This is a genomic window from Streptomonospora litoralis (assembly GCF_004323735.1).
Taxonomy (GTDB): domain Bacteria; phylum Actinomycetota; class Actinomycetes; order Streptosporangiales; family Streptosporangiaceae; genus Streptomonospora; species Streptomonospora litoralis.
Genome location: NZ_CP036455.1, coordinates 3,362,058 through 3,388,394, shown reverse-complemented (window position 1 = coordinate 3,388,394; position 26,337 = coordinate 3,362,058). Strand labels below are relative to the sequence as shown.

Below are 26,337 nucleotides of genomic sequence, written 5' to 3'. Positions count from 1 at the left end.
GCGGGCGGGGTCTTGCGCGCCCCGAAGGACCGGTGGCCCGCCGTGGGACACTCGACCACGTCGCCGCCCGTCCGCGCGACCGGCCCGCACGGTGCCCTACACCACATTTCGCGATGTAGGCCAGGGCTTACTTCTTTCTTATCCTGGATGTGTCAGATTCGAAATGTGCGGGGTGATCGTCGCTGCCGGCGGTTGGGGGATACGTCGGCAGCGACACCCGCGCACGACGAGGGAGCCGCGCAAGGGGCGGCGATGCGGCTTCGGGTCCATCGCGGAAGCCGGCTCCCCGGCGGCTACCCCGGGTTGCCGCGCATCCGCCGCCGGAGCCTCTCCGGCTCGGGATGGGGCCGTCCGCCCACCTCCGCACGGAGGTCGGCGGGCGCAGGTCCGCAGCGTTCCCACGGGACGCAGGGGCTTACCTCATCCTTATCGGGCGGATGCGATAACGGTAAGTGCAGCCGGGGGTCATAAGCGCCGCTGCCGGTGTGTTGGGGGATGCGCCGGCAGCGGCCCACCCCGGCCGTGGAAGAGCTAAGGACGACGAACTCACAGTGCGCGTACTCGTGGTCGAAGACGAGCAGGTTCTGGCCGACACGGTCGCCGTCGGGCTCCGCCGCGAGTCCATGGCCGTCGATGTGGTCTACGACGGCGACAGCGCATTGGAGCACGTCGGCGTCAACGACTACGACGTCGTCGTCCTCGACCGCGACCTGCCGGGAGTCCACGGCGACGACGTCGCCCGCGCCCTGGTCGCCCAGAGCTACACGGGCCGCATTCTGATGCTGACCGCCTCCGCCGAGCTGGAGGACAAGGTCGAGGGCCTGACCCTGGGCGCCGACGACTACATCACCAAGCCCTTCGCCTTCGCCGAGCTCATCGCCCGCGTCCGGGCGCTGGGCCGCCGGGCCGTCCCGCCGCTGCCGCCCGTGCTGCGCCGCGAGGGCATCGAGCTGGACCCGGCCAACCACACCGTCCAGCGCGACGGCCGGAACGTCTCCCTGACGCCCAAGGAGTTCGCCGTGCTGGAGGTGCTCATGCGCGCGGGCGGCACGGTGGTCAGCGCCGAAGGGCTGCTGGAGAAGGCCTGGGACGAGTACGCCGACCCGTTCACCAACGTCGTGCGCGTCACCGTCATGACACTGCGCAAGAAGCTCGGCGAGCCCCCGGTCATCCAGACGGTTCCCGGCGCGGGGTACCGGATTTGACCGCGCCGGAACAGCGCCCGGACAACGGCGCCTCCCCGCAGGAGGTGGCGCCGACTCCGCCGGGGGACACCGGAACCTGGCGGCGGCTCTCCGCCGAGCCCTCCGCATCCTCGGCCAAGCCGCCGGGGCCGGTCGCCGGCGGCGTTTACCGCTTCACCGACAACCTCAGCCTGCGCGCGCGCCTCACCCTGATCTACGGGATGCTGTTCTTCGCCGCCGGGTCGCTGCTGGTGCTGCTGAACTACATCATCGTGGCGGGGCTGCTCGACAACCTCAATTTCACGATGCCCAACACCGCCCCGGCCGAGCTGGAGGAATACAAGACCGAGTGGATCGAGATGGTGCTGGCCGAGGTCACCCGCTTCTCGGTCATCGCCCTGGTCATCGTGGGCCTGCTGGCCGTCGGGCTGGGCTACTTCGTCGCGGGCCGTGCACTGTCGCCGCTGCACAAGATCACCCATATCGCGCGGCGGCTCTCCGAGCGCTCCCTGCACGAGCGCATCGCCCTGGACGGCCCCGACGACGAGATCCGCGAGCTGGCCGACACCTTCGACGGGATGCTGGAGCGTCTGGACCGCGCCTTCGACGGCCAGCGCCGCTTCGTCGCCAACGCCTCCCATGAACTGCGCACCCCGCTGGCCATCAACCGCACGCTGCTGGAGGTCGCCCTCAGCGACCCCGACGCCTCCGCCGACCTGAAAACCGTCGGCCGCACGCTGCTGGAGACCAACTCCCGCCACGAGCGCCTCATCGACGGCCTGCTGTTCCTGGCCAAGAGCGACCGCGAACTCGACGTGCGCACCCAGGTCGACGTGGGCGAGGTCGTGGAGTCCGTGCTCAGCCAGCTCACCGAGGAGCTGGAGAAGTCGGACGTGACCCTGCGCACCGATCTGCGCGGCGCCGGGGTCATCGGCGACCCCGTGCTGCTGGAGCGCCTGGTGGCCAATCTGATGGAGAACGCGCTGCGCTACAACGTCAGCGGCGGTGAGATCACCGTGCGCTCGGGCATCTACGAGAACTCCCCGGCGGTGCAGGTGGAGAACTCCGGTCCGGTCATCGCCGGATACGAGATCGAGGGCCTGTTCGAGCCGTTCCGCCGGGCCTCGGGCGACCGCGTCAAATCCGGGCGCAGCGCCGGGCTGGGCCTGTCGATCGTGCGCTCGGTCGTGCGTGCGCACGGCGCGTCGGTCAGTGTCTGGCCGCGCCAGGGCGGCGGCCTCGTCGTCACCGTGCGCTTCCCCGGCGAGCACCGCGACGCGTCGGCCTCGCCCGCCAGGTAGTAGCATCTGGCCGCCCGGGTGCCTCCGGCCGGTTGCGGGGTCGCCGAAGATCCTGCGCGTCGGGGCTCAGGCGTGATACTCATACGTGTTCTACGACACGACGACCCCGGGACCGTGCGTACGCCGCGGGTGGGTATGCTCTCCCGGGCGTGAACGCTGCGGGAATAAACACCGCAGTGCGCGTGTATGTTCTTACCTCGCCGCTTGCGAGTACCGGGTGCTCCCGAGGAGCGAGGAAAGACGTGGAAACAGGTCGGAATCCGGCAGGCGTTGGGTAGCACATGAGGACGAGTGGATCCACGGCGCGACGAGGCGCGATCGGTTCCATTCACAGGGTGCTGCTATGTGGTGCGACTGCACCCGGGAGGGGTCATAGTCCACTTACGCCGGCGGAAGTTTCCAGCGGGTTCGGGCACAAAACGAGGCTCTCAAGCGTTGGTAGCGCGCGACGAGGCATAGAACGAGGGGGATGGAGTTAGCCAAATGGCCACCGATTACGACAGCCCGCGTAAGACCGACGAGGACATCAACGAGGACAGCCTGCAGGAGCTGCAGGCCCGCCGCGTCGACAAGGGCACCAGCACCATCGACGTCGACCCCGACGAGGTCGCCGAGGGGATGGAACTCCCCGGCGCCGACCTCTCCGGTGAGGAGTTGGCGGTCCGGGTGCTTCCGCGCCAGGCCGACGAGTTCACCTGCTCGCGCTGCTTCCTGGTGCACCACCGCAGCCAGTTGGCTGAGCAGAGGAAGGGGCAGCTCGTCTGCAAGGAGTGCGCCGCCTGAGCCCGGCGGCGTCCTTTCCCCGAATGCCTCGACCGGCTTTCGCCGCGGCATGTGATGCGTCCCCGGGTCCCCCCGGGGACGCATCGTCCTTTGCGGCTCGCGGTCCGCTATTGATTCCCGGCTTCCCTTAGCTTTGTAAGTGCGGAGACCGCAGCTGAGAGAAAGCTGGGAATTGGGGGGCCGATGTCCGAGGATAGTGCCGCAGACGGCGGGTGGGCCGACAACGGATCGCGGCGGCGCGACGGCGCCGAGCCGGGCACCGAGATCGCGGTGGCCGGACAGGACGATATCGGCGCCCTGGTGGGCGAGATCCTCGACGCCGGGGACACCGACTCCAAGCGCCGGGCCGGGCTTTTGGGCCGGCTTGCCGCGGCGCTGTCCGGGCGCGCGCGGGCGGCGCGCGACGGCGGGGCCGCGGGCGGGCGGTGGCTGGCCGACATGTTCGCCAACGAGATCGCGCCGCGCATCCCGGTGCGCGACCGCGAGACCCTGATGCGCCACCACGAGGGCCTCGACGGCGAGGACCTCGCCGATGCGCTGGCGCGCAACGCCTCGCATGCCACGACAACCGTGGGCGCCGCCGGCGGCGCGCTGGCCGCGGTGCAGTTCACCGCGCCGCCGCTACTGCTTTCGGCGCCTGCCCAGATCGTGGCCGAGACGGTCGTCGTCGCCGCGGTCGAGGTCAAGCTCATCGCCGAACTGCACGAGGTCTACGGCGCGCCCGCGCCCGGATCGCGCCTGCAACGCACCAGCGGCTACGTGGCGGCCTGGGCCCGCAAGCGCGGGATCGACCCCCTCAGTGCCGGCGAGTCGCTGTCGGTGACGCTGGGGGCGGCGGCCAAGGCGGCGCTGCGCCGCCGGCTGCTGCGGCTCATGGGGCGCCACCTGTCGACGCTGGGGCCCTACCTGACCGGAGCCGTGGCCGGGGGCGCGCTCAACCGCGCAGCCACCCGCGCCCTGGCCGAATCGGTGCGCAAGGACCTGCGCGGCCGCGGGCTGCCGGACGCACCGGCGACGCGCGGGCTCGACTCCGACGGCGACGAGGCGGGGAGCGAGCTCACCCGGGGCCGCTGAGGCGCCCCCGCCGACGCGGCGGCCGGCCGCCGCGCCGGCGGGGGAGCGCACGCGGGCGCCCGGTCAGTCGACGTCCACGTCGATGCCCACGACGCCGCTCTGGTGGCCCGCGTCGAAGAACCGGCGGTAGGCGGCGCGCACCGCGAGCACGCGGGTGACCTCCATGCCGACACCGGTGACCACGGCCCAGCCCAGCGCCTCACTCAGACTGACGTCCGGGGACTCCGGCTCGGTCGGCGGAGCCTTGCCGGTGGCCTGGGTCCAGGCGAACGTCAGTGCCTTGCGGGCGACGAAGGCCGCCGCAAGAGCGGTGACGCTGCCGACGACCTGTGCGGCGAACTCACCGTTCCTCTTCTTAGCCATCTGTCGGATCGCTTCCCTTCTAGCCTCACTGGCCACGCGGCCGTGATGCGGCCGCCCGCATCCGCGTAGCCGCGAGCGGCGCTCGGGCGAGCCTCGCCCGCCGGCGCGCCCCGGTCGGCGGATGCGCCTGCCGGAATACTGTCATGCTGCGCGCGGCGGCCCGTCGCCCCGCGGGGGCGCGTCGCCGCCGACGGCGGCTTCGCCCGGAGCGCCTCGTCCGAGGGGCGGCGAAGCGGAGCGACCAGGGCCGCGAAACCAATACCATTGGCGCATGACCAACCGCTCGCGTTCCTTCCGTGTGCCCGACAAGCCCTCGCTCGACGGTATCGAGGAGAAATGGGTCGACGTATGGGACGAGTCGGGCGTCTACCACTTCGACCGCACCAGAAGCCGCTCCGAGATCTACGCGATCGACACCCCGCCGCCCACGGTCTCCGGTTCGCTGCACATCGGGCACGTCTTCTCCTACACCCATACCGACACCATCGCCCGCTTCCAGCGGATGCGCGGCAAGTCGGTCTTCTACCCGATGGGCTGGGACGACAACGGGCTGCCCACCGAGCGGCGGGTGCAGAACTACTACGGTGTGCGCTGCGACCCGAGCGTCGCCTACGACCCCGACTTCACCCCGCCGGCCAAGCCCGACCCCAAGCGGCAGGTGCCCATCTCGCGGCGCAACTTCATCGAGCTGTGCGACCGGCTGACCGTCGAGGACGAGAAGGTTTTCGAGGGCATCTGGCGGCGGCTGGGCCTCAGCGTCGACTGGCGCTACACCTACGCCACCATCGACGACAACTCCCGCGCCGCCTCGCAGCGCGCCTTCCTGCGCAACCTCGCCCGCGGCGAGGCCTACATGGCCGAGGCACCCACGCTGTGGGACGTCACCTTCCGCACCGCCGTGGCGCAGGCCGAGCTGGAGGACCGTGAGCGGCCCAGCGCCTACCACAAGGTCGCCTTCCACGGCGCGGGAGCGGAGCCGGTCGTCATCGAGACCACGCGTCCCGAACTGCTGCCCGCCTGCGTCGCGCTGGTGGCCCACCCCGACGACGAGCGGTACCGCGACCTGTTCGGCAGCACGGTGCGCACGCCGGTCTTCGGGGTCGAGGTCCCCGTCGTTGCGCACCGCCTGGCCGACCCGGAGAAGGGCTCCGGCGTCGCGATGATCTGCACCTTCGGCGACACCACCGACGTCACCTGGTGGCGCGAGCTGCAGCTGCCCACCCGGCCCGTCGTCGGCTGGGACGGCCGTATCGTCTCCGAGCCGCCGGAGGCCGTCGCCGCGGCGGGCGGCGGCGACGCCTACGCGCGCCTGGCCGGCGCCACCGTGCACACCGCCCGCGAACGCATGGTCGAGCTGCTGCGCGAGTCGGGCGACCTCCTCGCCGAGCCCAGCCCCATCACCCACCCGGTGAAGTTCTACGAGAAGGGCGACAAGCCGCTGGAGATCGTCACCACCCGCCAGTGGTACATCCGCAACGGCGGGCGGGACACCGGCGTGCGCGACGACCTGCTGGCACGCGGGCGGGAGCTGAACTGGTACCCCGACCACATGCGCTCGCGCTACGAGCACTGGGTCGAGGGCCTCAACGGCGACTGGCTGATCAGCCGCCAGCGCTTCTTCGGCGTCCCGTTCCCCGTCTGGTATGCGCTGGACGGCGAGGGCAACCCCGACTACGACTCCCCGCTGCTGCCGGCCGAGTCCCGGCTGCCGGTCGACCCCAGCTCCGACACCCCCGAGGGTTACACCGCCGACCAGCGCGGCCGACCGGGCGGATTCACCGGCGATCCCGACATCATGGACACCTGGGCCACCTCGTCGCTGACGCCGCAGATCGCCGGCGGCTGGGAGCGCGACCCGGACCTGTTCGAGCGGGTCTTCCCGATGGACCTGCGGCCCCAGGGGCAGGACATCATCCGCACCTGGCTGTTCGCCACGGTGGTGCGGTCGCACTTCGAGCACGGCAGCCTGCCCTGGCACGGCACCGCCGTCTCGGGGTGGATCCTCGACCCCGACCGCAAGAAGATGTCCAAGTCCAAGGGCAACGTCGTCACGCCCATCGACCTGCTGGAGAAGTACAGCTCCGACGCCATCCGCTACTGGGCGGCCAGCGGTCGCCTCGGCGCGGACACCGCGCTGGACGAAGGCCAGATGAAGGTCGGCCGGCGGCTGGGCATCAAGATCCTGAATGCGAGCAAGTTCGCGCTGTCGGTCGCCGGCGAGGACACCCCCGCCGACCCCGAAGCGGTCACCGAGCCGCTGGACCGCTCGATGCTGGCGACCCTCGCCGACGTCGTCGAGGACGCCACGACGGCATTCGAGGGCTACGACCACACCCGCGCCCTGGAACGGGTCGAGCGGTTCTTCTGGGAGTTCTGCGACGACTACCTGGAGCTGGTCAAGGCCCGCGCCTACGACAGCGCCTCGCCCGCGGCCACCTCGGCGCGCGCGGCGCTGCTGATCGCGCTCTCGGCGCTGCAGCGGCTCTTCGCGCCGTTCGTGCCCTTCGTCGCCGACGAGGTGTGGAGCTGGTGGCACGAGGGCTCGGTGCACGGCGAGCCGTGGCCCGGGGCCGAGGAGTTCCGCTCCGCCGCGCGCGAGGGCGACCCGGTCGTTCTCGCGTCGGCCTCGGAGGTGCTGCGCATGGTCCGCAAGGCGAAGTCCGAAGCCAAGCTGTCCATGCGCGCCGAGATCGAACGCGTCGCGGTGCGCGGCAAGGACGTCAACCGGGTGCGGCTGGCGGGCGACGACCTCGCCGCGGCGGGGCGCGCCGCCCGGCTGGACTTCGAGGCCACCGACGACACCGAGCTGCAGGTCGAGGTCAGCCTGCCCGCGGCCGAAGCGGACCCGCGGTAGCGCAGCGGCTCCGGGGCCGGGCCGGCGGGGGCGCATGGCAGTCGGCGCCGTCGGCCCGGGCTGAAGGGGCGCGGTTGCGCTCCGAGGGCGGCGCGCACGCGCCCCGCCTTCGCCGGGCCCGCTCCGTGTCCGGCAAAGGCCGCGGACCGCGATAAGCTCGCTGAGTGTGAGTAGTGAATCCCACAGCGGCGGCGGCCCCGAGGTCCTGATCCGCCGCCTCGACCCCGATCTGCCCCTGCCGGGCTACGCGCATCCCGGTGACGCCGGCGCCGACCTCGTCACCGCCGAGGACGTCGTGGTCGAACCCGGGCAGCGGGCGGTCGTCGGAACCGGCGTCGCCGTCGCGCTGCCCGAGGGCTACGCGGGTTTCGTGCATCCCCGCTCCGGCCTCGCCGCCCGATGCGGGCTGACCCTGGTCAACGCGCCCGGCACCATCGACGCCGGTTACCGCGGCGAGGTGCGGGTGACCCTGCTCAACACGGACACGGCCACCCCGGTCAAGCTCGCCCGCGGCGACCGCATCGCCCAGCTGGTCGTGCAGCGGGTGGCGCGTGCGGTGTTCTGCGAGGTCGACGCGCTTCCGGAGTCGGTGCGCGGAACGGGCGGTTTCGGTTCCACCGGCGGCCACGCGGCGGGCAGTTGACGACGACCGGCACCCCCGGCGCCGCGGGCGCCGGGTACGACGAAGCGGGAGAGGTGTAGGGCGTGTTCGGACGCCGACGCAAGAAGAAGGACGGCCAGGGCGCCGACGGCCCTGCCGAGACCGCGGGCGCGGGCGGCGCCGAGGGCGACTTCGCCGGTCGGCCCGAGGACCCGCCGGAGCCGGAGAAGGAGGCCGACCGCCATCGCGCCGACGGGCCGTGGGACTCGGCCGAGGATGCGCCGGAGGAACAGCGGATGGATCTGGGCGCGGTGCGCATCCCGGTCCGCACGGGCATCGAGGTCCAGGTCAACGTCGCCTCCCAGCAGAACCGCATCATCGGGGTCACGTTGCGCACTCAAAGTTCGGCGCTGCAGGTGCAGCCCTTCGCGGCGCCCAAGTCCAGCGGGATCTGGTCGGAGATGCTGGAGGAGCTGCGCTCTCAGGTGACCTCCCAGGGCGGCAAGGTCGACGATTTCGAGGGCACCTTCGGCCCGGAGTTGCGCGCCGTCGTGCCGGTGGCCGGAAAGAAGGACGACCAGGGGCGCCAGCTCGGCGAGCGGGTGCGCTTCATCGGGGTGGACGGGCCGCGCTGGGTGCTGCACGGCGTGATCCGCGGCGACGGCGCGTCCAAGCCCGAGGCGATGGCCGAGGTCGAGGAGCTGTTCCAGCAGATCGTGGTCGCGCGCGGCGATGCCCCGGCGCCGCCGCGCGAGATGCTGGCGATCGTCGTGCCCCAGGAGATCCAGCAGTCCATGGCCCAGGCCGCTCAGCAGCGGCGCAGCGCGGGCGACGGCCAGTCCGGGCAGAGCGGTGGCGGTCAGGCCCCGGAGAGCGGCGGCTGAGAAGGCCGCCAGGCGGCGTTCTCCACCGGACGAGGCCCCCCGGGAACCGTCCCGGGCGGGTCCCGACCCCGGAACATCCCGGCGGGTTCCGCCTATGGGTGCTCTCCGCCGCATTCGCGGTCGGTCCCAAAGACTCCCGTAAGCGACTCACTCCTCCGCCGGGCCCGGGTCCTGCGGCGCCGTCACCGAGCCCAGGAACAGGATCGCGGAGCGGCGGCGCACGACGAAGGCGAAGGGGCGGTCGACGGCGAAGCGGACGGGTTTTCCGGTGACGGCGGCGACGGTGCGCATCACCACCGCCGTTGCCGCGGCTCCCTCGGCGCCCTTCTCGTCCACGCGCAGCACCGCCTCGTGGACGACCTCGTCGATGCGCAGCGGGCGCTCCGCGACCCCGGAGAGGTCGGCCCGGTCGGTGAAGACGGTGGAAACGCCCGCGTCGGCGAGTGTCGTCGACAGCGGCGTGCGCGAGCGCACCTCGAAGCGGGGCAGTGAGAGGTCGACGTCGGTGGGGGAGGCCGCGCGGTAGAGCGCGGAGAGGGCTTTGGGGTCGGGCGCAGTCCCCTGGTCGGGGTCGTCGGGCAGCAGCACGTCCAGCGCCAGGTCGTCGTCGGCGGGCAGGGTCGCCATGCGCCAGCCGGCGGCCTTGGCGTAGGGACGTCGCTCGCGGCGGCGCATCATGGGTACGCGGCGCGTGCCCGACGGCGTGTGGAAGGGTTTGCGCGCGGTCGCGTCGGTGTCGAAGGGCGCCGACCAGCGCAGGCGGACCCACAGCGCGTTGAGCAGCAGCGCCTGGGTGGAGGAGCGTATGTCGCCGGGCCGCAGCAGTTCCTCGATCATCCCGCGGGTGAGTTCGGCGACCTCGCCGTTGGCCTCGCGGCGCACGCCGTCGGGGTCGCCGGCGAAGTCGCCGGTGCGTACCGAGGAGGCGGGCCGGGCGCGCACGGCGGTCTCGAACTCCTCAAGTACGGGGAGGTCGCGGCGGACCCACAGGGTGGTCGAGGTGGTGAGTTCCGGGGCGTCGGCCGCGGCGTGGTCCAACGCGGCGAGGTGGTCGCCGAGGTCGCGGCCGAGCAGTTGCTCGAACTCGCGCCGCGTGGCCCCCCGCGCGCCGGTGGCCACCAGCCCGAGCGCGGCGGCGACCGACAGCGGCGACCATGCGCGTTCCTCCAGGCCCGCCTCCGCCAGCGCGGTGTTCACCCGAAGAGCGAAGTCGACGTGCTCGGTGCGCAGGGACACGGTCATCGCGCTACTCCTCGCGGGTCGCCGGTCGGCTCTGCGGCCAGGCTAGCGCCCGACCGCGCCCGCGCGTGCGGGGATCGCGGCATCGAACGTGCCGACCGCTGCGGTGCGGCCGGCCGCATCCGGACGGGTCCGCCCGGCCCGCCGGGTGCGGCCGAGTGCCACGGTGCACACGCGACGCGATCGGCGCGGCATATGGGGCGTAGTAGGGCGTAGCGATCGCGAGGAGTGAAGAGCGGGGACGCGTTGTTCTAGGGTGGGAGGCGTAGCCGACGCCGGAATGTGGAGCGCAATGACCGACCACCAGCGAGCAGCCGACACCGCCGGAGCCACCGGTGGCCGGTCCGACCCCGAGGCGGCGGAACACGAGGCCGACACGCGGGAGCAGGGACGCGAGCGGGTGTCCGAGGACGAGGGCGCCGCGGTGCTGTTCGGGCCCGAAGAGGATGACGCCGCGGCCGCCGAACCGGTCGGCGGCGACGAACCCGGCGGCAGCGGGGGCACCGGCACCTCCGCCGACTCGGCGGAGGACCCCGCAGACGACGGCTCCGCGGCCTCGAAGCCGGTCTCCGAGCAGACCGTCGAATCCGTGGTCCGCGGCCAGCTGTCCAAGGCACTGGGCGGCAAGCGCGGCATGGTCGAGACCGCCATCCCGACCCTGGCCTTCACCCTCGGCTACATGAGCACCGAAGAGCTGCGACTGTCCCTCGGACTGGGGTTCGTGCTGGCGATCGCGCTGGCGGTCGTTCGCCTCGTCCAGCGCTCCTCCGTGCAGTTCGTGGTCAACAGCCTCTTCGGTATGGCCATCGCCGCGATTTTCGCGCTGCGCAGCGGCGACGCCGAGGACTTCGCCCTGCCGGGCATCATCTACAACGCCGTCTACGCGGTGGTGCTCACGATCACGATCCTGATCCGCTGGCCCGCCATGGGCCTGCTGATCGGCGGTGTCACCGGTGACCTCACCGCCTGGCGCGAGAACCCCGCCGTGGTGCGGTTGAGCTCGCGGCTGACCTGGCTGCTCGTGCTGCCCTGCGTCGTGCGCGTCGCGGTGCAGTTCCCGCTGTGGGCCGCCGAAAGCTACGGCGTGGCCAGCACCTTCGCCCTACTGGGCATCGCCAAGATCGCCATGGGCTGGCCGCTGCAGGTGGCCGCGTTCGCGGGAATGGTCTGGCTGCTGGCGCGCGGCCGCACCCCGGTCGACGAGGCGGGCATCGCGGGCGACGAAGCAGGCGGCGGCACAGGCGAGCGGGGCGAGGCCGCGCCGCACCCGATGAGCGGCCCCCGCGCTGCGGAGTAGGGGCCGGACCCCGGCCGCGGTCGGCGCGGACGTGCCGATCCGGTCGGCTCGGTGCCGCCTGCGGCGGCGCCTCCGCTGCGCTGTGCGGCGTTGGCACCGGGCGGGCACCAGGTGTCCTGAGCCGAAAAGCGGCGGCAACGGCGGTCCCTCCCGCCCGCGTCGGCCCTATCCCGCTCCCGTCGCCGGGCGTGGGCGGCGCGCGGTCCTCACCGAGTCTTGCTTCCGGGACACTTTCGGCGCCGAGCTTGTCTCCGGAGGCAGGCTCGGCGCGGCGTCGGGCGCGCCGGGCGTCCGATCCCGCTTCAGTCTTCGGGTGCCAGCAGCGCGCCGAGCTGGTCGACGGACGCTGCGCTGCTGAGGAACACCAGGTCGTCACCGCCCCGCAGTTGCGTTGCGGGGTCGGGCGCCTGCGCGCGCCCTTCGCGGACCAGTGCCACAAGCACGATGCCTTCGGGCAGCGCCGGTACGAGATCGCCCAGCGGCCGCCCCCCGTGCGGCGAGCCGGTCGGCAGGGTGAACTCCAGCAGGTCGGTCTCCGGCAGCGAGAGCGCATTGACGGAGTCGGCGATCTCGTCCTCGGCGTCGGGCTCCTCGACCAGAGCCGCCATCATCCGCGGCGGCGAAACGGCGATGTCGACGCCCCAGGAGTCGGTGAACAGCCACTCGTTGCGGGGGTCGTTGATGCGCGCGATGACGCGGCCGACCCCGAACTCGGTCTTGGCCAGCAGCGCGACCACCAGGTTCACCTTGTCGTCGCCGCTGGCGGCCACCACGGACTCGAAGTCGCTCAACCGGGCGTCCTCCAGCGACGACAGCTCGCAGGCGTCGGCCAGCAGCCACTCCACCCGCGGCAGCTCGTCCACGCCGATGGCCCGGGAGTTGCGGTCGATCAGCAGCACCTCGTGTCCGCTTGTGCTCAGCTCGGCGGCGATGGAGCGCCCTACGCTGCCCGCTCCCGCGATGGCGACCCGCATCCTAGTCTCCCTGCCCGTCGTCGGCGGCCTCGCCGAGGCGCGCCTGGATCCGATCGATGTCCTCGGCCCGCACCAGCACGTGCAGCACGTCGCCGGCCTGCAGCGTCTCGTCGCCGCGGGGCAGCAGGATGTGCCCGGCCCGCACCAGGTAGGCCACCCGGAGCGGGTGGGCGCCCTCCAGCTGCTCGACGCGTCGGCCCTGCCAGGCCGCGCTGAGCGGCGCCTCGGTCATGACCAGGCTGCCCGAGGGGTCGCGCCAGAGCGGGCCGAGGTCCAGTCCGGGCGAGCCCGGTACGAGGCGGCGCAGGATGGTGTCGGCGGTCCAGTGCACCGTGCCGACCGTGGGGATACCGAGCCGCTGGTAGACGGCGGCGCGCCGGGGGTCGTAGATGCGCGCCACGACGTGCTCCACGCCGAAGGTCTCCCGCGCCACCCGCGCGGTGATGATGTTGGAGTTGTCGCCGCTGCTGACGGCGGCGAACGCGGAGGCGGACTCGATGCCCGCGGCCACCAGCACATCGCGGTCCTGTCCGGCGCCGGGCACGGCCGCCTTGGCGGTGGCCGGGCGCAGCCGGCGGAACGCCTCGGGCTCCTGGTCGATCACGGCGACGCTGTGGCCCCTGTCCTCCAGTGTGTGGGCGAGTGTCGAACCCACCCGCCCGCATCCCAAGATCACGATGTGCACTGCTCGCTCGCTCCTGCCGTCGCTTCACGCGCGGGCCCGACCGCCCGCTCCCTGGGCGACGGTATACCCAACGCGGCTGCGGTGGGCAGCGCTCGCACCCGCGCCGCGGGGGCGGAAGCGCTGCGCCGCCGGCGTGGCCGGTCCCGGCATCCGCGGCGGCGCCGGGGACTACGGGGAACCGCTGTGCGGCTTCGCCGCCTGGGCGCCGGTCGGACCCCGCCGCGCGTGCACGGGCTTCGCGGGATTGCGGCTAAAGTGGCCGCAGATGGGCGGTGGCGCTGCGCGGGGGGTCACCTGCGCGAAGCCCGAACCACCCGTCTGTGCGGAGGTCGACTGAATTGAGCCGTGCGCCGAACCCGAAAGCCGCCGAGAGCGAGTCCGGGGCGCCGGTGCCGACCGGTGCCGAACTGGAGCTGCGCGTAGAGGGCCCTGCCAACGGCGGCTCGTGCGTAGCCCGCCACGGCGAGCGCGTGGTCTTCGTCCGCCACAGCTTGCCGGGCGAGCTGGTGCGTGCCCGGGTCACCGAGGAGGCCAAGCGCTTCCTGCGCGCCGACGCCGTGGAGGTGCTGGAGCCCTCGCCGGACCGCGTCGAGCCGCCGTGCCCGTTCGCCGGCCCCGGCAAGTGCGGCGGCTGCGACTGGCAGCACGCCTCGCTGGAGGCCCAGCGCCGCATCAAGGCGCAGGTGCTCTCCGAGCAGCTGCGCCGCATCGCCGGCATCGACCGCGAAGTGCAGGTGGAGGAGCTGCCCGGACACCCCGACGGCCTGGGCTGGCGCACACGGGTGCGCTTCGCCGTCGACTCCGCGGGGCGCGCCGGTCTGCGCCGCCACCGCTCGCACGAGATCGAGCCGGTCGACCGCTGCCGGATCGCCCACCCGCGCGTCGACGAACTCGGGGTCACCGAGCTGGAGTGGCCGCGGATGCGCGAGGTCGAGGCGGTCGCCGCGGGCAGCACCCGCGACACCGCACTGGTGGTCACCCCTGAGAGCGCCAAGCTGCCTGCGCTGCCGGAGCCCAAAGCCTCCTCCGCCGTGCTGCGCCGCTTCCGCAACGGACGCGTGCAGCAGGTGCGGGGTCGGCGCCATCTGCGCGAGCAGGTGGGCGAGCGCGAGTTCCGGGTCAGCGCCGGCGGATTCTGGCAGGTGCACCCGGCGGCGGCGAGGGTGCTGTCGGAGGCCGTGGTGGAGGCGCTTGCGCCCGAGCCCGGCGAGACCGCGCTGGACCTGTACTGCGGCGCCGGGTTGTTCACGGCGGCGCTGGCCGACGCGGTGGGCTCCCAGGGGCGGGTCCTGGGCGTGGAGAGCGACACCGACGCCGTCCGCGACGCCCGGCACAACCTGCGCGACCTGCCCTGGGCGCGGGTCGAGCAGGCCGATACCGCCGCGCAGTTGCGCGAATGGGTGGACATGCGGGTCGACGTGGCGGTGCTCGACCCGCCCCGCACCGGAGCAGGCACAGTCGTGGCGCGCCAGCTGGCGGAACTGCGCAACCGGGCGGTGGCCTATGTCTCGTGCGACCCGGCCACGCTGGCGCGCGACCTGGCGGCGTTCGTGGAGGAGGGCTACGAGCTGGCCGAGCTGCGCGCCTTCGACTCCTTCCCCATGACCCACCATGTGGAGTGCCTGGCCCTGCTGCGGCGCGACTGAGGGTTTACGCACGTCAGCGGGGGTCACCGGCGTATCGGAGCCCTTCCGTCCCCGATGGTCCGCCTGCTGGCCCGCCGGGTTCGCCGCGGGTGCGCGTGCGCAGTGAGCGCGGAGCATACCGGTTCGCCGCGGCGCGCCGCAGCGGCGGAACCGCATGCGGCCGCGGGCCGCGCGGTGCCCGGTGCGTGGCGGTTCGGCGTATGCGGCGAACGGTACGACAATGGGCGCATGCGCTTGAGGATCTTCACCGAACCGCAGCAGGGTGCCACCTACGAAACGCAGCTGGCGGTCGCGAAGGCGACCGAGGCCCTAGGCTTCGACGCCTTCTTCCGGTCGGACCACCTGTTGAAGATGGGCGACACGGACGGCCTGCCCGGCCCCACCGATTCCTGGGTGACCCTCGCCGGGCTGGCGCGCGAGACCTCCCACGTGCGCCTGGGCACGCTGATGACCGCGGCGACCTTCCGCCACCCCGGTCCGCTCGCCGTCGCGGTGGCCCAGGTCGACCGCATGAGCGGCGGCCGCGTCGAGTTCGGCTTCGGCGCGGGCTGGTACGAGGACGAGCACACCGCCTACGGTGTCCCCTTCCCGCCCTCGGCCCGCGAGCGGTTCGACCGCTACGAGGAGCAACTGGACGTCATCACCGGGCTGTGGGCCACGCCCGTGGGCGAGACCTTCCGCTACGAGGGGCGCCACTACCGCTTCGCCGAGTCGCCGGCGCTGCCCAAGCCGCAGCAGGCGCCGCGCCCGCCGGTGCTCATCGGCGGCACCGGACCCATCCGTACGCCGCGGCTGGCGGCCACCCACGCCGACGAGTACAACGTGCCATTCGCCTCCGTGGAGGACACCGCGGCGGCCTTCGAGCGGGTGCGCGCCGCCGTGCGCACGGCCGGGCGCCAGGAGCCGATGCGCTACTCCGCGGCGCAGGTGGTCTGCTGCGGGCGCGACGAGTCCGAGGTGCGGCGGCGCGCCGACGCCATCGGGCGCGATCCCGACGAGCTGCGGAGCAACGGGCTGGCCGGGAGCCCGGCCGAGGTCGTGGAGAAGCTCGGCCGCTTCACCGAGATCGGCGCCGAGCGGATGTACCTGCAGGTGCTGGACATGTCCGACCTGGACCACCTGGAGTTGATCGCCTCACAGGTGGCCCGCCAGATGCGGTAGGCGCGTGCGCCCGCGGGCCCGCACTCAGGGCGCCGGCGGCGTGTCGTCCTGGGCCGGACGGGGCCGCTCTCGCGCCGTGCCGGCAGTGGGACCGGCGGCCTGCTCCGAAGACCGGTGCGGGGCTCGGTGCCGCCCGGAGAGCCTGCGCAGCACGACGCCGGCGGCGATCATGGCGGCGCCGAGCGGGATCGTCCAGTAGGGCGATCCCGCGTCGCTCACCTCTACGGCACCGGGCGAGAGCGCGGTGATGGCACCCCAGACGATCAGCCCGGTGCCGCAGAGGACGAAGATGAGCAGGTCGCGCAGTGAGCGCATCGGCGGCGGCTCCTCGGGTCTCGATCGAAGGCGGCGCGTATGCGCGGCGGTGCGGCCGCGCCGCCGCGCATACGCAGGTTGGGACGCGTCCGCGGACCAGGCGGTTCCCTGGCGCTCCTCCTGGCCTACGCCTTTAACTTGATGTCGAGATATCCGTTGGATACCTTGATATCGAGATAAACGAGGCAGTAACCGGAGACAGGTCACATCGGCCGGCCCGCGCGCCCGGTCCCCGAGCCCCGAGCCTCGCGCCGGAGCCCCGGTGCGCGCGCGGCGCCGGATCGCATGCGGGCATCGCTGGTAGAACGGGGAAACCGGCGTGCCGCGGGGTGGTGCCGCAGCGCATTCGAGGGCCATCTCGATTAGGGCAGCCTCAGTGATATCCCGGCTTCTGCCTGCGGCAGGATGCTGGGAGAAAGTGGCGAGTTCAGGAGGCAAACACCGTGTCCGCGAACAGCTTCGGCAGCCGTGACACGCTCCGCGTTGGCGAAGAGTCGTATGAGATCTTCCGTTTGGACGCCGTCGAGGGCGCCCAGCGGCTTCCCTACAGCCTGAAGGTGCTGCTGGAGAACCTGCTGCGCACCGAGGACGGCGCGAACGTCACCGCCGAGCACATCCGGGCAGTGGGGCAGTGGGACCCCCAGGCCCAGCCCACCCAGGAGATCCAGTTCACCCCCGCGCGGGTGATCATGCAGGACTTCACCGGCGTGCCCTGCGTCGTCGACCTCGCGACCATGCGCGAAGCCGTCGGCGACCTCGGCGGCGACCCGGCCCAGATCAACCCCCTGGCCCCGGCCGAGCTGGTCATCGACCACTCGGTGGTGGTCGACATCTTCGGCCGCCCCGACGCGTTCGAGCGCAACGTCGAGATCGAGTACGAGCGCAACCGCGAGCGCTACCAGTTCCTGCGCTGGGGCCAGACGGCGTTCGACGAGTTCAAGGTCGTCCCGCCCGGCACCGGAATCGTGCACCAGGCCAACATCGAGCACCTCGCCCGGGTGGCCATGGTCCGCAACGGCCAGGTCTACCCCGACACCTGTGTGGGCACCGACTCCCACACCACCATGCAGAACGGCCTGGGCATCCTCGGCTGGGGCGTGGGCGGCATCGAGGCCGAGGCGGCCATGCTCGGCCAGCCGATCTCCATGCTCATCCCGCGGGTCGTCGGCTTCAAGCTGACCGGCACTCTCAAGCCCGGCACCACGGCCACCGACCTGGTACTCACCGTCACCGAGATGCTGCGCGAGCACGGTGTCGTGGGCAAGTTCGTGGAGTTCTACGGCGACGGCGTCGCGTCGGTGCCGCTGGCCAACCGCGCCACGATCGGCAACATGAGCCCGGAGTTCGGCTCCACCGCGGCGATCTTCCCGATCGACGAGGAGACCGTCCGCTACATGAAGCTGACCGGGCGCCCGGAGGCCCAGACCAGCCTGGTCGAGGCCTACGCCAAGGAGCAGGGCCTCTGGCACGACCCCGACAACGAGCCGGTCTACTCCGAGTACCTGGAGCTGGACCTTGGCGACGTCGTGCCCTCCATCGCCGGCCCCAAGCGGCCCCAGGACCGCATCGCGCTGTCGACGGCCAAGCCCACCTGGCGCCACGACGTGCAGAACTACGTCACCAACCCGGTCGACGAGGCCGCCGACGAGTCGTTCCCGGCCTCCGACGCCCCCGCGGCGCCGCCCAACGGGCAGCGCCCCCGCAACCCGGTCAGCGTCACGCTGGCCGACGGCACCCAGACCGAGATCGACCACGGCAGCGTGGTGATCGCCGCGATCACCTCCTGCACCAACACCTCCAACCCCTCGGTCATGCTGGGCGCCGCCCTGCTGGCCAAGAACGCGGTGGAGAAGGGCCTGACCCGCAAGCCCTGGGTGAAGACCTCGCTGGCGCCCGGCTCCAAGGTCGTCACCGACTACTACGAGCGCTCCGGACTGACGCCCTACCTGGACAAGCTCGGATTCAACCTGGTCGGCTACGGCTGCACGACCTGCATCGGCAACTCCGGCCCGCTGCCCGAGGAGATCTCCAAGGCCGTCCAGGACAACGACCTCGCGGTCACCTCGGTGCTTTCGGGCAACCGCAACTTCGAGGGCCGGATCAACCCCGACGTCAAGATGAACTACCTGGCCTCCCCGCCGCTGGTGGTGGCCTACGCCCTGGCCGGCTCCATGGACGTCGACATCACCACCGAGCCGCTGGGCACCGGGGCCGACGGCGAGCCGGTCTACCTGGCCGACATCTGGCCCTCGCCCGAGGCCATCGAGGAGGTCATGGGCTCGGCGATCGCCTCCGACATGTACGAGAGCGCCTACTCCGACGTCTTCGCCGGAGACGAGCGGTGGCGCTCGCTGCCCACGCCCACCGGCAACACCTTCGAGTGGGAGGACGCCTCCACCTACGTGCGTCGGCCCCCCTACTTCGAGGGCATGGGCGCCACCCCGGAGCCCGTCTCCGACATCTCCGGTGCCCGCGTGCTGGCCAAGCTGGGCGACTCGGTCACCACCGACCACATCTCGCCGGCCGGCGCCATCAAGCCCGACACCCCGGCGGGGCAGTACCTCAAGTCCCACGGCGTCGAGCGCAAGGACTTCAACTCCTACGGTTCGCGCCGCGGCAACCACGAGGTGATGATCCGCGGCACCTTCGCCAACATCCGCCTGCGCAACCAGATCGCGCCGGGCACCGAAGGCGGCTACACCCGCGACTTCACCCAGACCGAGAACCCCGCCGACGCTCCGGTCGCGTTCATCTACGACGCGGCGCAGAACTACGCCGCCCAGGGCACCCCGCTGGTGGTGCTCGGCGGCAAGGAGTACGGTTCGGGCTCCTCGCGGGACTGGGCGGCCAAGGGCACCAGCCTGCTCGGCGTGGGCGCGGTCATCGCCCAGTCCTACGAGCGCATCCACCGCTCCAACCTGATCGGCATGGGCGTGCTGCCGCTGCAGTTCCCGCAGGGCCAGTCGGCCGACACCCTCGGGCTCACCGGTGAGGAGACGTTCTCCATCACCGGGATCACCGAGCTGAACGAGGGCCGGGTGCCGCAGACGGTCAAGGTCGCCACCGACACCGGAGTCGAGTTCGACGCCGACGTGCGCATCGACACCCCCGGCGAGGCGGACTACTACCGCAACGGCGGCATCCTGCAGTTCGTGCTGCGCCAGCTCATCAGTGAGTAAGGTCCGCTGGGCCGCCTTTTGAGCGGCCGCTTCCGGACACGATCGGGGCCGCCACCGTCCGGCGACGGTGGCGGCCCTCGCGCATGCGGGGCCGCCACCAGCGGTGTCGCCTGGAGACCGCGGCCCACCGCCCGTTGTCGGTGATGGGGACATCCGTCCGCGGGCGATCCGGCTCACCGATAATGTCGACTCGGCACGTATGGTGCCGCGTCGGTGACACGTGGGAAAGGACGGCATGGGCGAGGCCGACACACCAGGCGACGAGCGCTTCGCCGGTCCCTACCGGCTCCTGGCGAGGATCGGCCGCGGCGGATTCGGCGAGGTGTTCCTGGGCGAGGCGCCCGACGGCACACGGGCGGCCGTCAAGCTGCTGCACGCCTCGTGGGCGGGCGACGGCGAGATGCGGGGCAGGTTCGCGGCCGAGGTGGACCAGGCGCGCAAGGTCGGCGACTTCTGCGTCGCCGCGATCCTCGACGCCGACCCAGGCGCCGACCAGCCCTGGATCGCGTCGGAGCACATCGACGGCCCCACGCTGGAGACCGCCGTGCGCGAGCAGGGCCCCCGGCGAGGAGCCGACCTGCACCGGCTGGCCGTGGCCACCGCCACGGCGCTGGCCGCGATCCACGGCGCCGGCGTCGTGCACCGCGACCTCAAGCCCGACAACATCCTGCTCGCCGCCGACGGCCCGCGGGTCATCGACTTCGGCATCGCCCGCGCGGTCGAGGCCACGTCGATGACGGCCAGCGGCGTCATCGGCACCATCGGCTACATGGCTCCCGAGCAGCTTGAGGGCGCGCGGCTCGGACCGGCCGTGGACGTCTTCTCCTGGGGCGCCGTGCTCGTCTACGCGGCCACCGGGCGCGAGGCGTTCTCCGCCCCGACCCAGGCGGCCCGCACCACGCGCGTGCTGACCGGTGAGCCCGACACCGGCGACCTGGCGGACCCGCTGCTGTCCGTCGCGCTCGCCTGCCTGGACAAGGACCCCGCGCACCGGCCGAGCGCGCGCACGCTGCTGGACATGCTGCTGGGCGCCCGCCCGTCCGACGCCCCGCCGGAAGCGGCGCGTCCCGGCGCGTCCGCGGGCGAAGCGCGGCCCGGCGGGGACGGCGCCACCGAACGCGTGCCGTCCGCGGCGGGCGATACCGCCGCAGCGGACGCCGCCACGCGAAGCGGGCCCGACCGCACCCGCGTGGAGGCCGCGCCGGGAGAGGCCGCCACCCGCATCGGCCCGGAACAGACGCGGGTGGAGACCGGGGCCGAGCGGAACGACCCGGCCGGCGAGCGGACCGGCACCCTGCTCTACACCAGCCTCGCGCCGGACGGCGCCGCCGAGGGCGCTGCGACGCAGGTGCCCGATGCGCCGCCGCTCGCCTGGCCACCGGGACCGGCGCCCGCATCCCCGGCTCCGGCGCCCTCCCCGGGCGAGCCCGTCGGCGCCCACCCGCAGGCGCCGCCCGCCGGGGCGTCCGCCCCCGGGGGCCCGTCCGCCACCGGTCCCGGCGCCGGCCACTCGGGGCGCATCGAGGGGCCGGCCCCGCCCTACTGGTTCGCCCAAGGCCGCTACACCGATGCGGGAGACCTCGCCGAGGCGATGCAGCGCAACTGGTCCTCCGCCGTACACGTCTTCAGCGACGCCGAAGAGCGCGCCGCGCTCGGCTCCTGGATGGTCGACGACCTGGGCGACACCGCCACCGACCGCTCGATCTACCGCCGCCGGCCCGATGACGCCAACCGCGCCGTCGCCTGGTTCGTCGCCCAGTTGCGCCCGGATCTGCCGCCCGTCTTCCGCGGCCGTCCCGCCTCGCTCGCCGACCTCCGCTCCCGCTTCGCTGGACCGCGCGCGCCCTTCACCGGCGCGCCGCCCGACAACGAACTGGTGCTGCTGGCCCGGCCCGACGTGCTCAATGTACTGGCGCTGCACGCCGGGCCCGACGCCGCCGAGCTGCGCCGGTTGGCCGATGCCCTCGGCACCGCCGAACGGGCCGCCGTCGACTTCCGCACCCGGCTGGAGCGGGCGGTACCGCGCCTGGCCCAGCGCGCCGCCGTCGACTCGGCGCTCATCCTCTCCCTGCTGCTGCACGACCGGTCACCGGCTCCCGACGCCGACGGCCGCCCCGAGGTGGCCGAGTGGTACGGGGCCCTGTGGTCGGCCGTGGAGCGCGAGCAGGGGGCGGCGCGCGTCGGGGCGAGCGCCGCCGCGGCCTCGGCGGCCGGCGAAGCCCGCGACAGCGCGCTGCGCTCCGCCGAGTGGGCCGCCGCCCTGGCGCAGGCCGAGCGCGAGCGCGACGCGGCAGCCGAGCGCTGGCAGCGGGAGGCGCGGCTGTTCCGCGCGGACAAGTGGGGGAGGCGGATCCCGTTCTTCCTGCTGGCGCTGCCCCTGCTGGCCTACGTCGCCGACGTCGCCTCGGGGGCGCATTACCCGGAGTCCGGCGACGGCCCGATCTTCATACTGTGGTTGCTGATCGCCTGGGTGGTGTCGCGAGTCGTCTCGTGGGCGATCCACCTGTTCAGTGGGCCCCGAAACGGGTTCCGGCACCCGGTGCAGGCCGCTCAGGCGCGGTTCCACACGCTGCGCGACCACGCCGTCCGGGTCGGGCAGGGCGCGGAGCAGATGCGGGGCGAGCTGGAGGCCGTGCGCCGCCTCGGGCGGGGCTGAGAACCCGGCGCGGGTGCGGCCGCAGGGGCGGCCGCACCCGAGGTGGAGCGGCCGTGTCAGCGCGCGGCCCCGGAGAGACTGCCGGTGGTCTCGCCGGCAGGATCGTGGACGATGCAGAGGATCTCGCGGTCGTCGATCCGGTTCCAGGTCCGCTCACTGGGGTGGAGCATGAACACCTCGAGTTCGGAGTCGGCCAGTGGCGCCCCGACGAAGGACTCGAACTCGGAGGTGCACTCCTCTTCGGCGCGGCCCGAGACCGCGGCGTCGCCGGGGTAGTCGCCGTCCTCCATGACGATGCTCGCGAAGACCTCGCCGTAGTGCGGTCGGTCGCACTCGACGGTGGCGGCCTCGGTGATCTCCCCTCCTGTCAGTTCGTCGGCCAGGCAGTCGCCGACTTTCAGCTGGAACACGTCGCCCTGCAGGCCCGCGAGCACGCCGCAGCCCGAAATCGCCATCCCGGTGGCGACAGCGGCGGCGGAGCCGGCCAGGCGCAGTGCGGTCGGCCGACTGGTCGTGGAAGGCATCGGATCTCCGCTTTTTTGGGGGGGACTTCGGGGGACTTCGGGGGACTTGCTCGGTGTAAGAGCACGCCGGGCCGGTTCAACCCCGTGTCCGATCCGCCGTCCAACGGGGCCTTTGCGACTGATGTCGTGCTTCGTGCCTGTATCCGACGCACCTTCACGCCGCCGCGTTCCGCGGTCGCCCCTGGGTATCGGAAGCTGTGTCCGACGCCACACGCGGGGATCGGGCCTGCGGGTCACCGTTTCGAGTGGGTGGGGGTTGGGGGTTGGGGGTGGCGGCCGGCGGGGGTGGCGGCTCGGGTCTGCTGGGCGGCCTTGTTGTGGCCTTGTTGGTCTGCCGGGTGTCGGGTGGTCTTACGGAGAAGCGGCGGCGAGGGCGGCGGTGGGTTGGGCCCGTGCCCATCGGGTCGGGTGCTCGCCGGTGGCGGCGGCCAACGAGTACGGCGACGACGCCGACGGGGTGACGCCCGCGCCCAACGGGCCGGGTGCTCGCCGGTGGTGGTTGCGGCGGGGCGGGTCGGGTCTGCTGGGCGGCCTTGTGGTCTGGCCGGCGACGGGTGGCCTGCGGGGAAAAGCGGCGGCGAGGACGGCGGCGGGTCCGGCCTGCGGTCGACGGGTCGGGTGCTCGCCGGTGGCGGCGGCCGGCGGGGACGGCGTTGGGCCGCCGTAGGCCGGTCGGCGCATCCAATGCGCGGTTTCCACCGGATTGCGGCCGCTGTCCGGTCGAAACCCTGCAATAGGTAGCACCGGTCCCATCGAGTCTGTCTGCAGGGCTGGATTCGGCGCCGAATCCAGCCCTGCAGACAGACTCGGCGCGGCTTGGCCCGTCTATCGCGAACTTATGGTCGGAGGTAAGCGTATTCCGCGGCCATAAGTTCGCGATCATCGCCGGATGGACCGGCATAGGGGACCTACCGGCGCCGGTAGGCCGGCTGGGTGTCGCCGTGTCCCCTGCCGGGCCCGCACAGGGTGGAGGCAGCGCGGCGGGGCGCGGTCGCGGGTGCCCGCACGGCCCGGCGGTGCGCCGGATCGGGGGCCGGGGGCGACGACACGTCGCTCGTGGCGCCCGGGCGCGGCCGACGGGGGCTCCACGACCCGGTGGGGTGGGCTTTTGGGGTCCGATGCCCGTTTTGCGGGCGGATGCAGCGGCCACGAGGTGCACGAAAAGTCGACGCCAGGGGCGTATTCGCGCCATTCGGTGCGCCTCGTGCGCCACCGCCGCCGCAGCACGGGCGCGGGCCCGCCGGGAACTCGGACATTGAGGTGCAAAGCACCCCGTGTTGTTTCGTATCGCGGAATCACGGTGCGGGGGTGGCGCCTCGGAGCGACGCCGGGGCGGATGCCGCCGCACGTACGTGCATCTCGTGCCCCCACCCCGGCTGCATGACCGCCGCCGACTACCGCGGGCTCGGTCCCGCCGCCCCCGCCGATCACCGTCACCGGCGGGCACCGGGTGCGGTGGGCGCGGGGCCCGGCCCGGCCGCCCCGCCGGGTGGGCCACCGGCGGGCACCCGAACCGTTGGGCACGGGCCCAGCCCGCCGCCGCCCTCGCTGCCGCTGTTCCAACAGACCGCCCGTCACATGGCAGACCAGCAAGACCGCCCAGCGGACCCGGGCCGCTCGCGTCTGGCGCCCGACTGGCGGGCACCGGGTGCGGTGGGCGCGGGCTCGGCCCCGCCGCCCTCGCCGGCCGCCGCCACCGGCGAGCACCCGACCCGATGGGCACAGGCCCGGCCCGGCTGCCACCGCTGCCGCCGCTTTTGAGTGAAGGCCGTCCGCCACCCGGCAGACCAACAAGGCCGCACAGCAAACCCCAGCCGTCCCCGTCGAGAGCGCCACCGGCGAGCACCCGATCCGGTGACCGCGGGCGTAACCCTGCGCCGTCCTCGCTGCCGCTGTTCCAAGAGATCGCCCCGTCACATGGCAGGCCGACAAGACCGCACAGTGGACCCGACGCGCCCCGCCGCACGCACCACCGGCGGGCACCGGAACCTGTGAGCGCGGACCCGACCCGCCCCCGCCGCCACCACCCGCCCGGCCACACAGGGCCTACAACTCCACCTTCATGGGCTCCTCGCTCGGCTCGGGCATGCCGCCCGACGGCTCCATGCTGATGCCCAACTGCCGGGCCGAGCCCACGTCGCCGGCCATGCCCGAGTACATGCCCTCGCCGGAGCGTTCCAGCATCCCCGCCGAGCGCATGCCGGAGTCGTCGACGTACCACATCTGGTAGCCCATGCCTTCGGGTGCCGGCGGCAGGCCCTTGACCATGATCATCACCATGTCGTTGCGTTCGGAGGTGAACACGGTCGCCTGCGCCCTGCTGTGGCTGACCGGCTCCTCCTCCATGTGGGTGTCGGAGGCCGCCAGCAGGGACTCCACTTTCGCGGTGTGCTCCCGCATCGACTCCATGCGGCGGTCCATCGCCACCACGGTGCCCCCCAGCACCAGGGCGATGACGGCCGAGGCCGCGGCCAGCAGCCACGGCAGCCGGCGTCGCACCCGCCGTCGGGCCGCCATGCCGACGATCCGACCGCCGTCGCCGTCGCCGTCGCCGTCGCCGTCGCCGTCGCCGGATGCGGCGTGCTCCCGGTGGCCGTCCGCCCCGGGGCCGCGGTGGTCCCGCGGCAGGGAGTCCGCCGTCTGCGGCGGGAGCTGCCGCACGGACGGCACGGTGGCGCGCAGCCGGTCCCAGACGGCCTCGGACGGCCGCTCGGACTGGGCATAGGCCAGCCGCACGGTCGTCGCGTGGAAGTCGGCCAGGTCGCGGCGGCAGTCGGAGCACTCCTCGATATGGCGCCGGGCGCGCTCGCGCTCCTCGCCGCTGAGCGCGTCGACCGCGTATCCGGCGGTCAGCCCGTGCGCGTCGTGATCGGACAGGCTCACAGCATCACCCCCAGGCAGTCGCGCAGGCGGATCAGTCCGTCGCGCAGTCGGCCTTTCACCGTGGTCAGCGGAACTCCCAGCAGCTCGGCGGCCTCTCGCTGGGTGTATCCGGTGTAGTAGGTAAGCCGCACCGTCTCGCGCTGCAGCTCGGTCAAGCGGCGCAGGCAGCGGCGCACCTTCTCGCGCTCCAACCGGTGCTCGACCTGCTCGGCTACGTCGTCGGGCGGCGAGGACTCCTCGGCGAGGCGCCCTGCCACCTCCAAACGGGCGGTGGAGGACTGCTCCGAGCGCACCCGGTCCACCGCGCGCCGGTGGGCGAGGGTGAGTACCCACGAGCGCACGCCGCCGCGGCTCGGGTCGAACCGGGCGGCCAGCCGCCACAGCTCGGTGAACACCTCCTGAGTGACCTCCTCGGCCTGTGAACGGTCCAGCATCACGCGGCGGACGAGCCCGAAGACCGGGCCGCTCAGCTCGCGGTAGACCTGTTCGAAGGCGTCCAGCTCGCCCAGTGCGGTGCGTTGCAGCAGCGCTGACAGCCACTCTTCGTCCTGCGGCCCCGCCGCTGCGCCCGCAGCGCTCTCGGCCGCCTGCGCCCGGCGGGGCGGCTGCGCCGGAATCGCCTGCTCCACTCGTGCCACCGTCCTCGGCTCCGACCGTTGTCGTACGTTCCATCCTGCATTCGGAACGGGTGTGGGCGGGGCGACCCCGCACCGCGAACGGCGCAGTCGGCGTTA

At 72.9% G+C, this 26,337-nt stretch carries 20 protein-coding genes; 12 read left to right on the top strand and 8 right to left on the bottom strand.

Annotated features, from left to right (window positions below):
- Window positions 1–551: 551 nt before the first annotated feature.
- From EKD16_RS14435 to EKD16_RS14420, 4 genes are all read left to right on the top strand, one after another.
- Complete coding sequence (locus tag EKD16_RS14435) at window positions 552–1,205, top strand: response regulator transcription factor (protein ID WP_131098862.1); 654 nt, start codon at window positions 552–554, stop codon at window positions 1,203–1,205.
- Complete coding sequence (locus EKD16_RS14430; protein ID WP_131098861.1) at window positions 1,202–2,485, top strand: sensor histidine kinase; 1,284 nt, start codon at window positions 1,202–1,204, stop codon at window positions 2,483–2,485. The genes EKD16_RS14435 and EKD16_RS14430 overlap by 4 nt, the downstream gene beginning before the upstream one ends.
- Before the next feature lie 483 nt (window positions 2,486–2,968).
- Window positions 2,969–3,268 (top strand): DUF4193 domain-containing protein, encoded by a 300-nt coding sequence (locus EKD16_RS14425; RefSeq protein ID WP_131098860.1) that lies wholly within the window; start codon window positions 2,969–2,971, stop codon window positions 3,266–3,268.
- Window positions 3,269–3,451: 183 nt separating this feature from the next.
- On the top strand, window positions 3,452–4,342 hold the full coding sequence (locus tag EKD16_RS14420) for a hypothetical protein (RefSeq protein WP_242676974.1): 891 nt from the start codon (window positions 3,452–3,454) through the stop codon (window positions 4,340–4,342).
- 63 nt (window positions 4,343–4,405) lie between these two features.
- Here EKD16_RS14420 and EKD16_RS14415 read toward each other — a convergent pair whose 3' ends face one another.
- Complete coding sequence (locus EKD16_RS14415) at window positions 4,406–4,705, bottom strand: DUF4235 domain-containing protein (RefSeq protein ID WP_131098859.1); 300 nt, start codon at window positions 4,703–4,705, stop codon at window positions 4,406–4,408.
- Window positions 4,706–4,976: 271 nt separating this feature from the next.
- On the opposite strand from EKD16_RS14415, the gene valS reads away from it, so the two are divergent.
- From valS to EKD16_RS14400, 3 genes are all read left to right on the top strand, one after another.
- On the top strand, window positions 4,977–7,559 hold the full coding sequence (valS, locus tag EKD16_RS14410; RefSeq protein WP_131098858.1) for a valine--tRNA ligase: 2,583 nt from the start codon (window positions 4,977–4,979) through the stop codon (window positions 7,557–7,559).
- A 166-nt stretch (window positions 7,560–7,725) separates the two neighbouring features.
- The gene (gene dut / locus EKD16_RS14405; protein ID WP_131098857.1) at window positions 7,726–8,202 is read left to right on the top strand and encodes a dUTP diphosphatase; all 477 of its coding nucleotides are present in this window, start codon (window positions 7,726–7,728) and stop codon (window positions 8,200–8,202) included.
- Between the two features lie 62 nt (window positions 8,203–8,264).
- Window positions 8,265–9,044, top strand: coding sequence for a DUF3710 domain-containing protein (locus EKD16_RS14400; RefSeq protein ID WP_131098856.1), 780 nt, complete (start codon window positions 8,265–8,267; stop codon window positions 9,042–9,044).
- 147 nt (window positions 9,045–9,191) lie between these two features.
- Here the strand turns inward: EKD16_RS14400 and EKD16_RS14395 are convergent, their stop codons facing one another.
- A complete protein-coding gene (locus EKD16_RS14395) occupies window positions 9,192–10,286 on the bottom strand; it encodes a serpin family protein (protein ID WP_131098855.1) in 1,095 nt (364 codons plus the stop codon).
- Between the two features lie 289 nt (window positions 10,287–10,575).
- On the opposite strand from EKD16_RS14395, the gene EKD16_RS14390 reads away from it, so the two are divergent.
- Window positions 10,576–11,580: a DUF3159 domain-containing protein gene (locus tag EKD16_RS14390; RefSeq protein ID WP_131098854.1), complete on the top strand. Its 1,005-nt coding sequence runs from the start codon at window positions 10,576–10,578 to the stop codon at window positions 11,578–11,580.
- A gap of 302 nt (window positions 11,581–11,882) precedes the next feature.
- Here the strand turns inward: EKD16_RS14390 and EKD16_RS14385 are convergent, their stop codons facing one another.
- Together EKD16_RS14385 and EKD16_RS14380 are read right to left on the bottom strand one after the other, a co-directional pair.
- A complete protein-coding gene (locus EKD16_RS14385) occupies window positions 11,883–12,554 on the bottom strand; it encodes a potassium channel family protein (RefSeq protein WP_131098853.1) in 672 nt (223 codons plus the stop codon).
- A gap of 1 nt (window position 12,555) precedes the next feature.
- Window positions 12,556–13,239 (bottom strand): potassium channel family protein, encoded by a 684-nt coding sequence (locus EKD16_RS14380; protein WP_131098852.1) that lies wholly within the window; start codon window positions 13,237–13,239, stop codon window positions 12,556–12,558.
- Window positions 13,240–13,577: 338 nt separating this feature from the next.
- Between EKD16_RS14380 and EKD16_RS14375 the strand changes: the two genes are divergently transcribed.
- Window positions 13,578–14,885: a class I SAM-dependent RNA methyltransferase gene (locus EKD16_RS14375; RefSeq protein WP_394347276.1), complete on the top strand. Its 1,308-nt coding sequence runs from the start codon at window positions 13,578–13,580 to the stop codon at window positions 14,883–14,885.
- Between the two features lie 228 nt (window positions 14,886–15,113).
- On the top strand, window positions 15,114–16,046 hold the full coding sequence (locus tag EKD16_RS14370) for an LLM class F420-dependent oxidoreductase (protein WP_131098851.1): 933 nt from the start codon (window positions 15,114–15,116) through the stop codon (window positions 16,044–16,046).
- Between the two features lie 24 nt (window positions 16,047–16,070).
- Here EKD16_RS14370 and EKD16_RS14365 read toward each other — a convergent pair whose 3' ends face one another.
- Entirely contained in the window at window positions 16,071–16,361 is a 291-nt protein-coding gene (locus tag EKD16_RS14365; RefSeq protein ID WP_131098850.1) for a hypothetical protein, read from the bottom strand.
- Between the two features lie 443 nt (window positions 16,362–16,804).
- Here EKD16_RS14365 and acnA point away from each other — a divergent pair, with 443 nt between their 5' ends.
- Both acnA and EKD16_RS14355 read left to right on the top strand, forming a co-directional pair.
- On the top strand, window positions 16,805–19,540 hold the full coding sequence (gene acnA / locus EKD16_RS14360) for an aconitate hydratase AcnA (RefSeq protein WP_131098849.1): 2,736 nt from the start codon (window positions 16,805–16,807) through the stop codon (window positions 19,538–19,540).
- Between the two features lie 235 nt (window positions 19,541–19,775).
- The gene (locus tag EKD16_RS14355; RefSeq protein ID WP_131098848.1) at window positions 19,776–22,196 is read left to right on the top strand and encodes a serine/threonine-protein kinase; all 2,421 of its coding nucleotides are present in this window, start codon (window positions 19,776–19,778) and stop codon (window positions 22,194–22,196) included.
- A gap of 56 nt (window positions 22,197–22,252) precedes the next feature.
- On the opposite strand, the gene EKD16_RS14350 is transcribed toward EKD16_RS14355, so the two are convergent.
- The 3 genes from EKD16_RS14350 to sigK all read right to left on the bottom strand — a co-directional run bounded on the left by EKD16_RS14350 (window position 22,253) and on the right by sigK (window position 26,232).
- On the bottom strand, window positions 22,253–22,720 hold the full coding sequence (locus EKD16_RS14350; RefSeq protein ID WP_131098847.1) for a septum formation family protein: 468 nt from the start codon (window positions 22,718–22,720) through the stop codon (window positions 22,253–22,255).
- Between the two features lie 2,046 nt (window positions 22,721–24,766).
- Complete coding sequence (locus EKD16_RS14345; RefSeq protein WP_242676973.1) at window positions 24,767–25,603, bottom strand: anti-sigma factor; 837 nt, start codon at window positions 25,601–25,603, stop codon at window positions 24,767–24,769.
- Entirely contained in the window at window positions 25,600–26,232 is a 633-nt protein-coding gene (gene sigK, locus EKD16_RS14340; RefSeq protein ID WP_394347343.1) for an ECF RNA polymerase sigma factor SigK, read from the bottom strand. The genes EKD16_RS14345 and sigK overlap by 4 nt, the downstream gene beginning before the upstream one ends.
- Window positions 26,233–26,337: the final 105 nt, after the last annotated feature.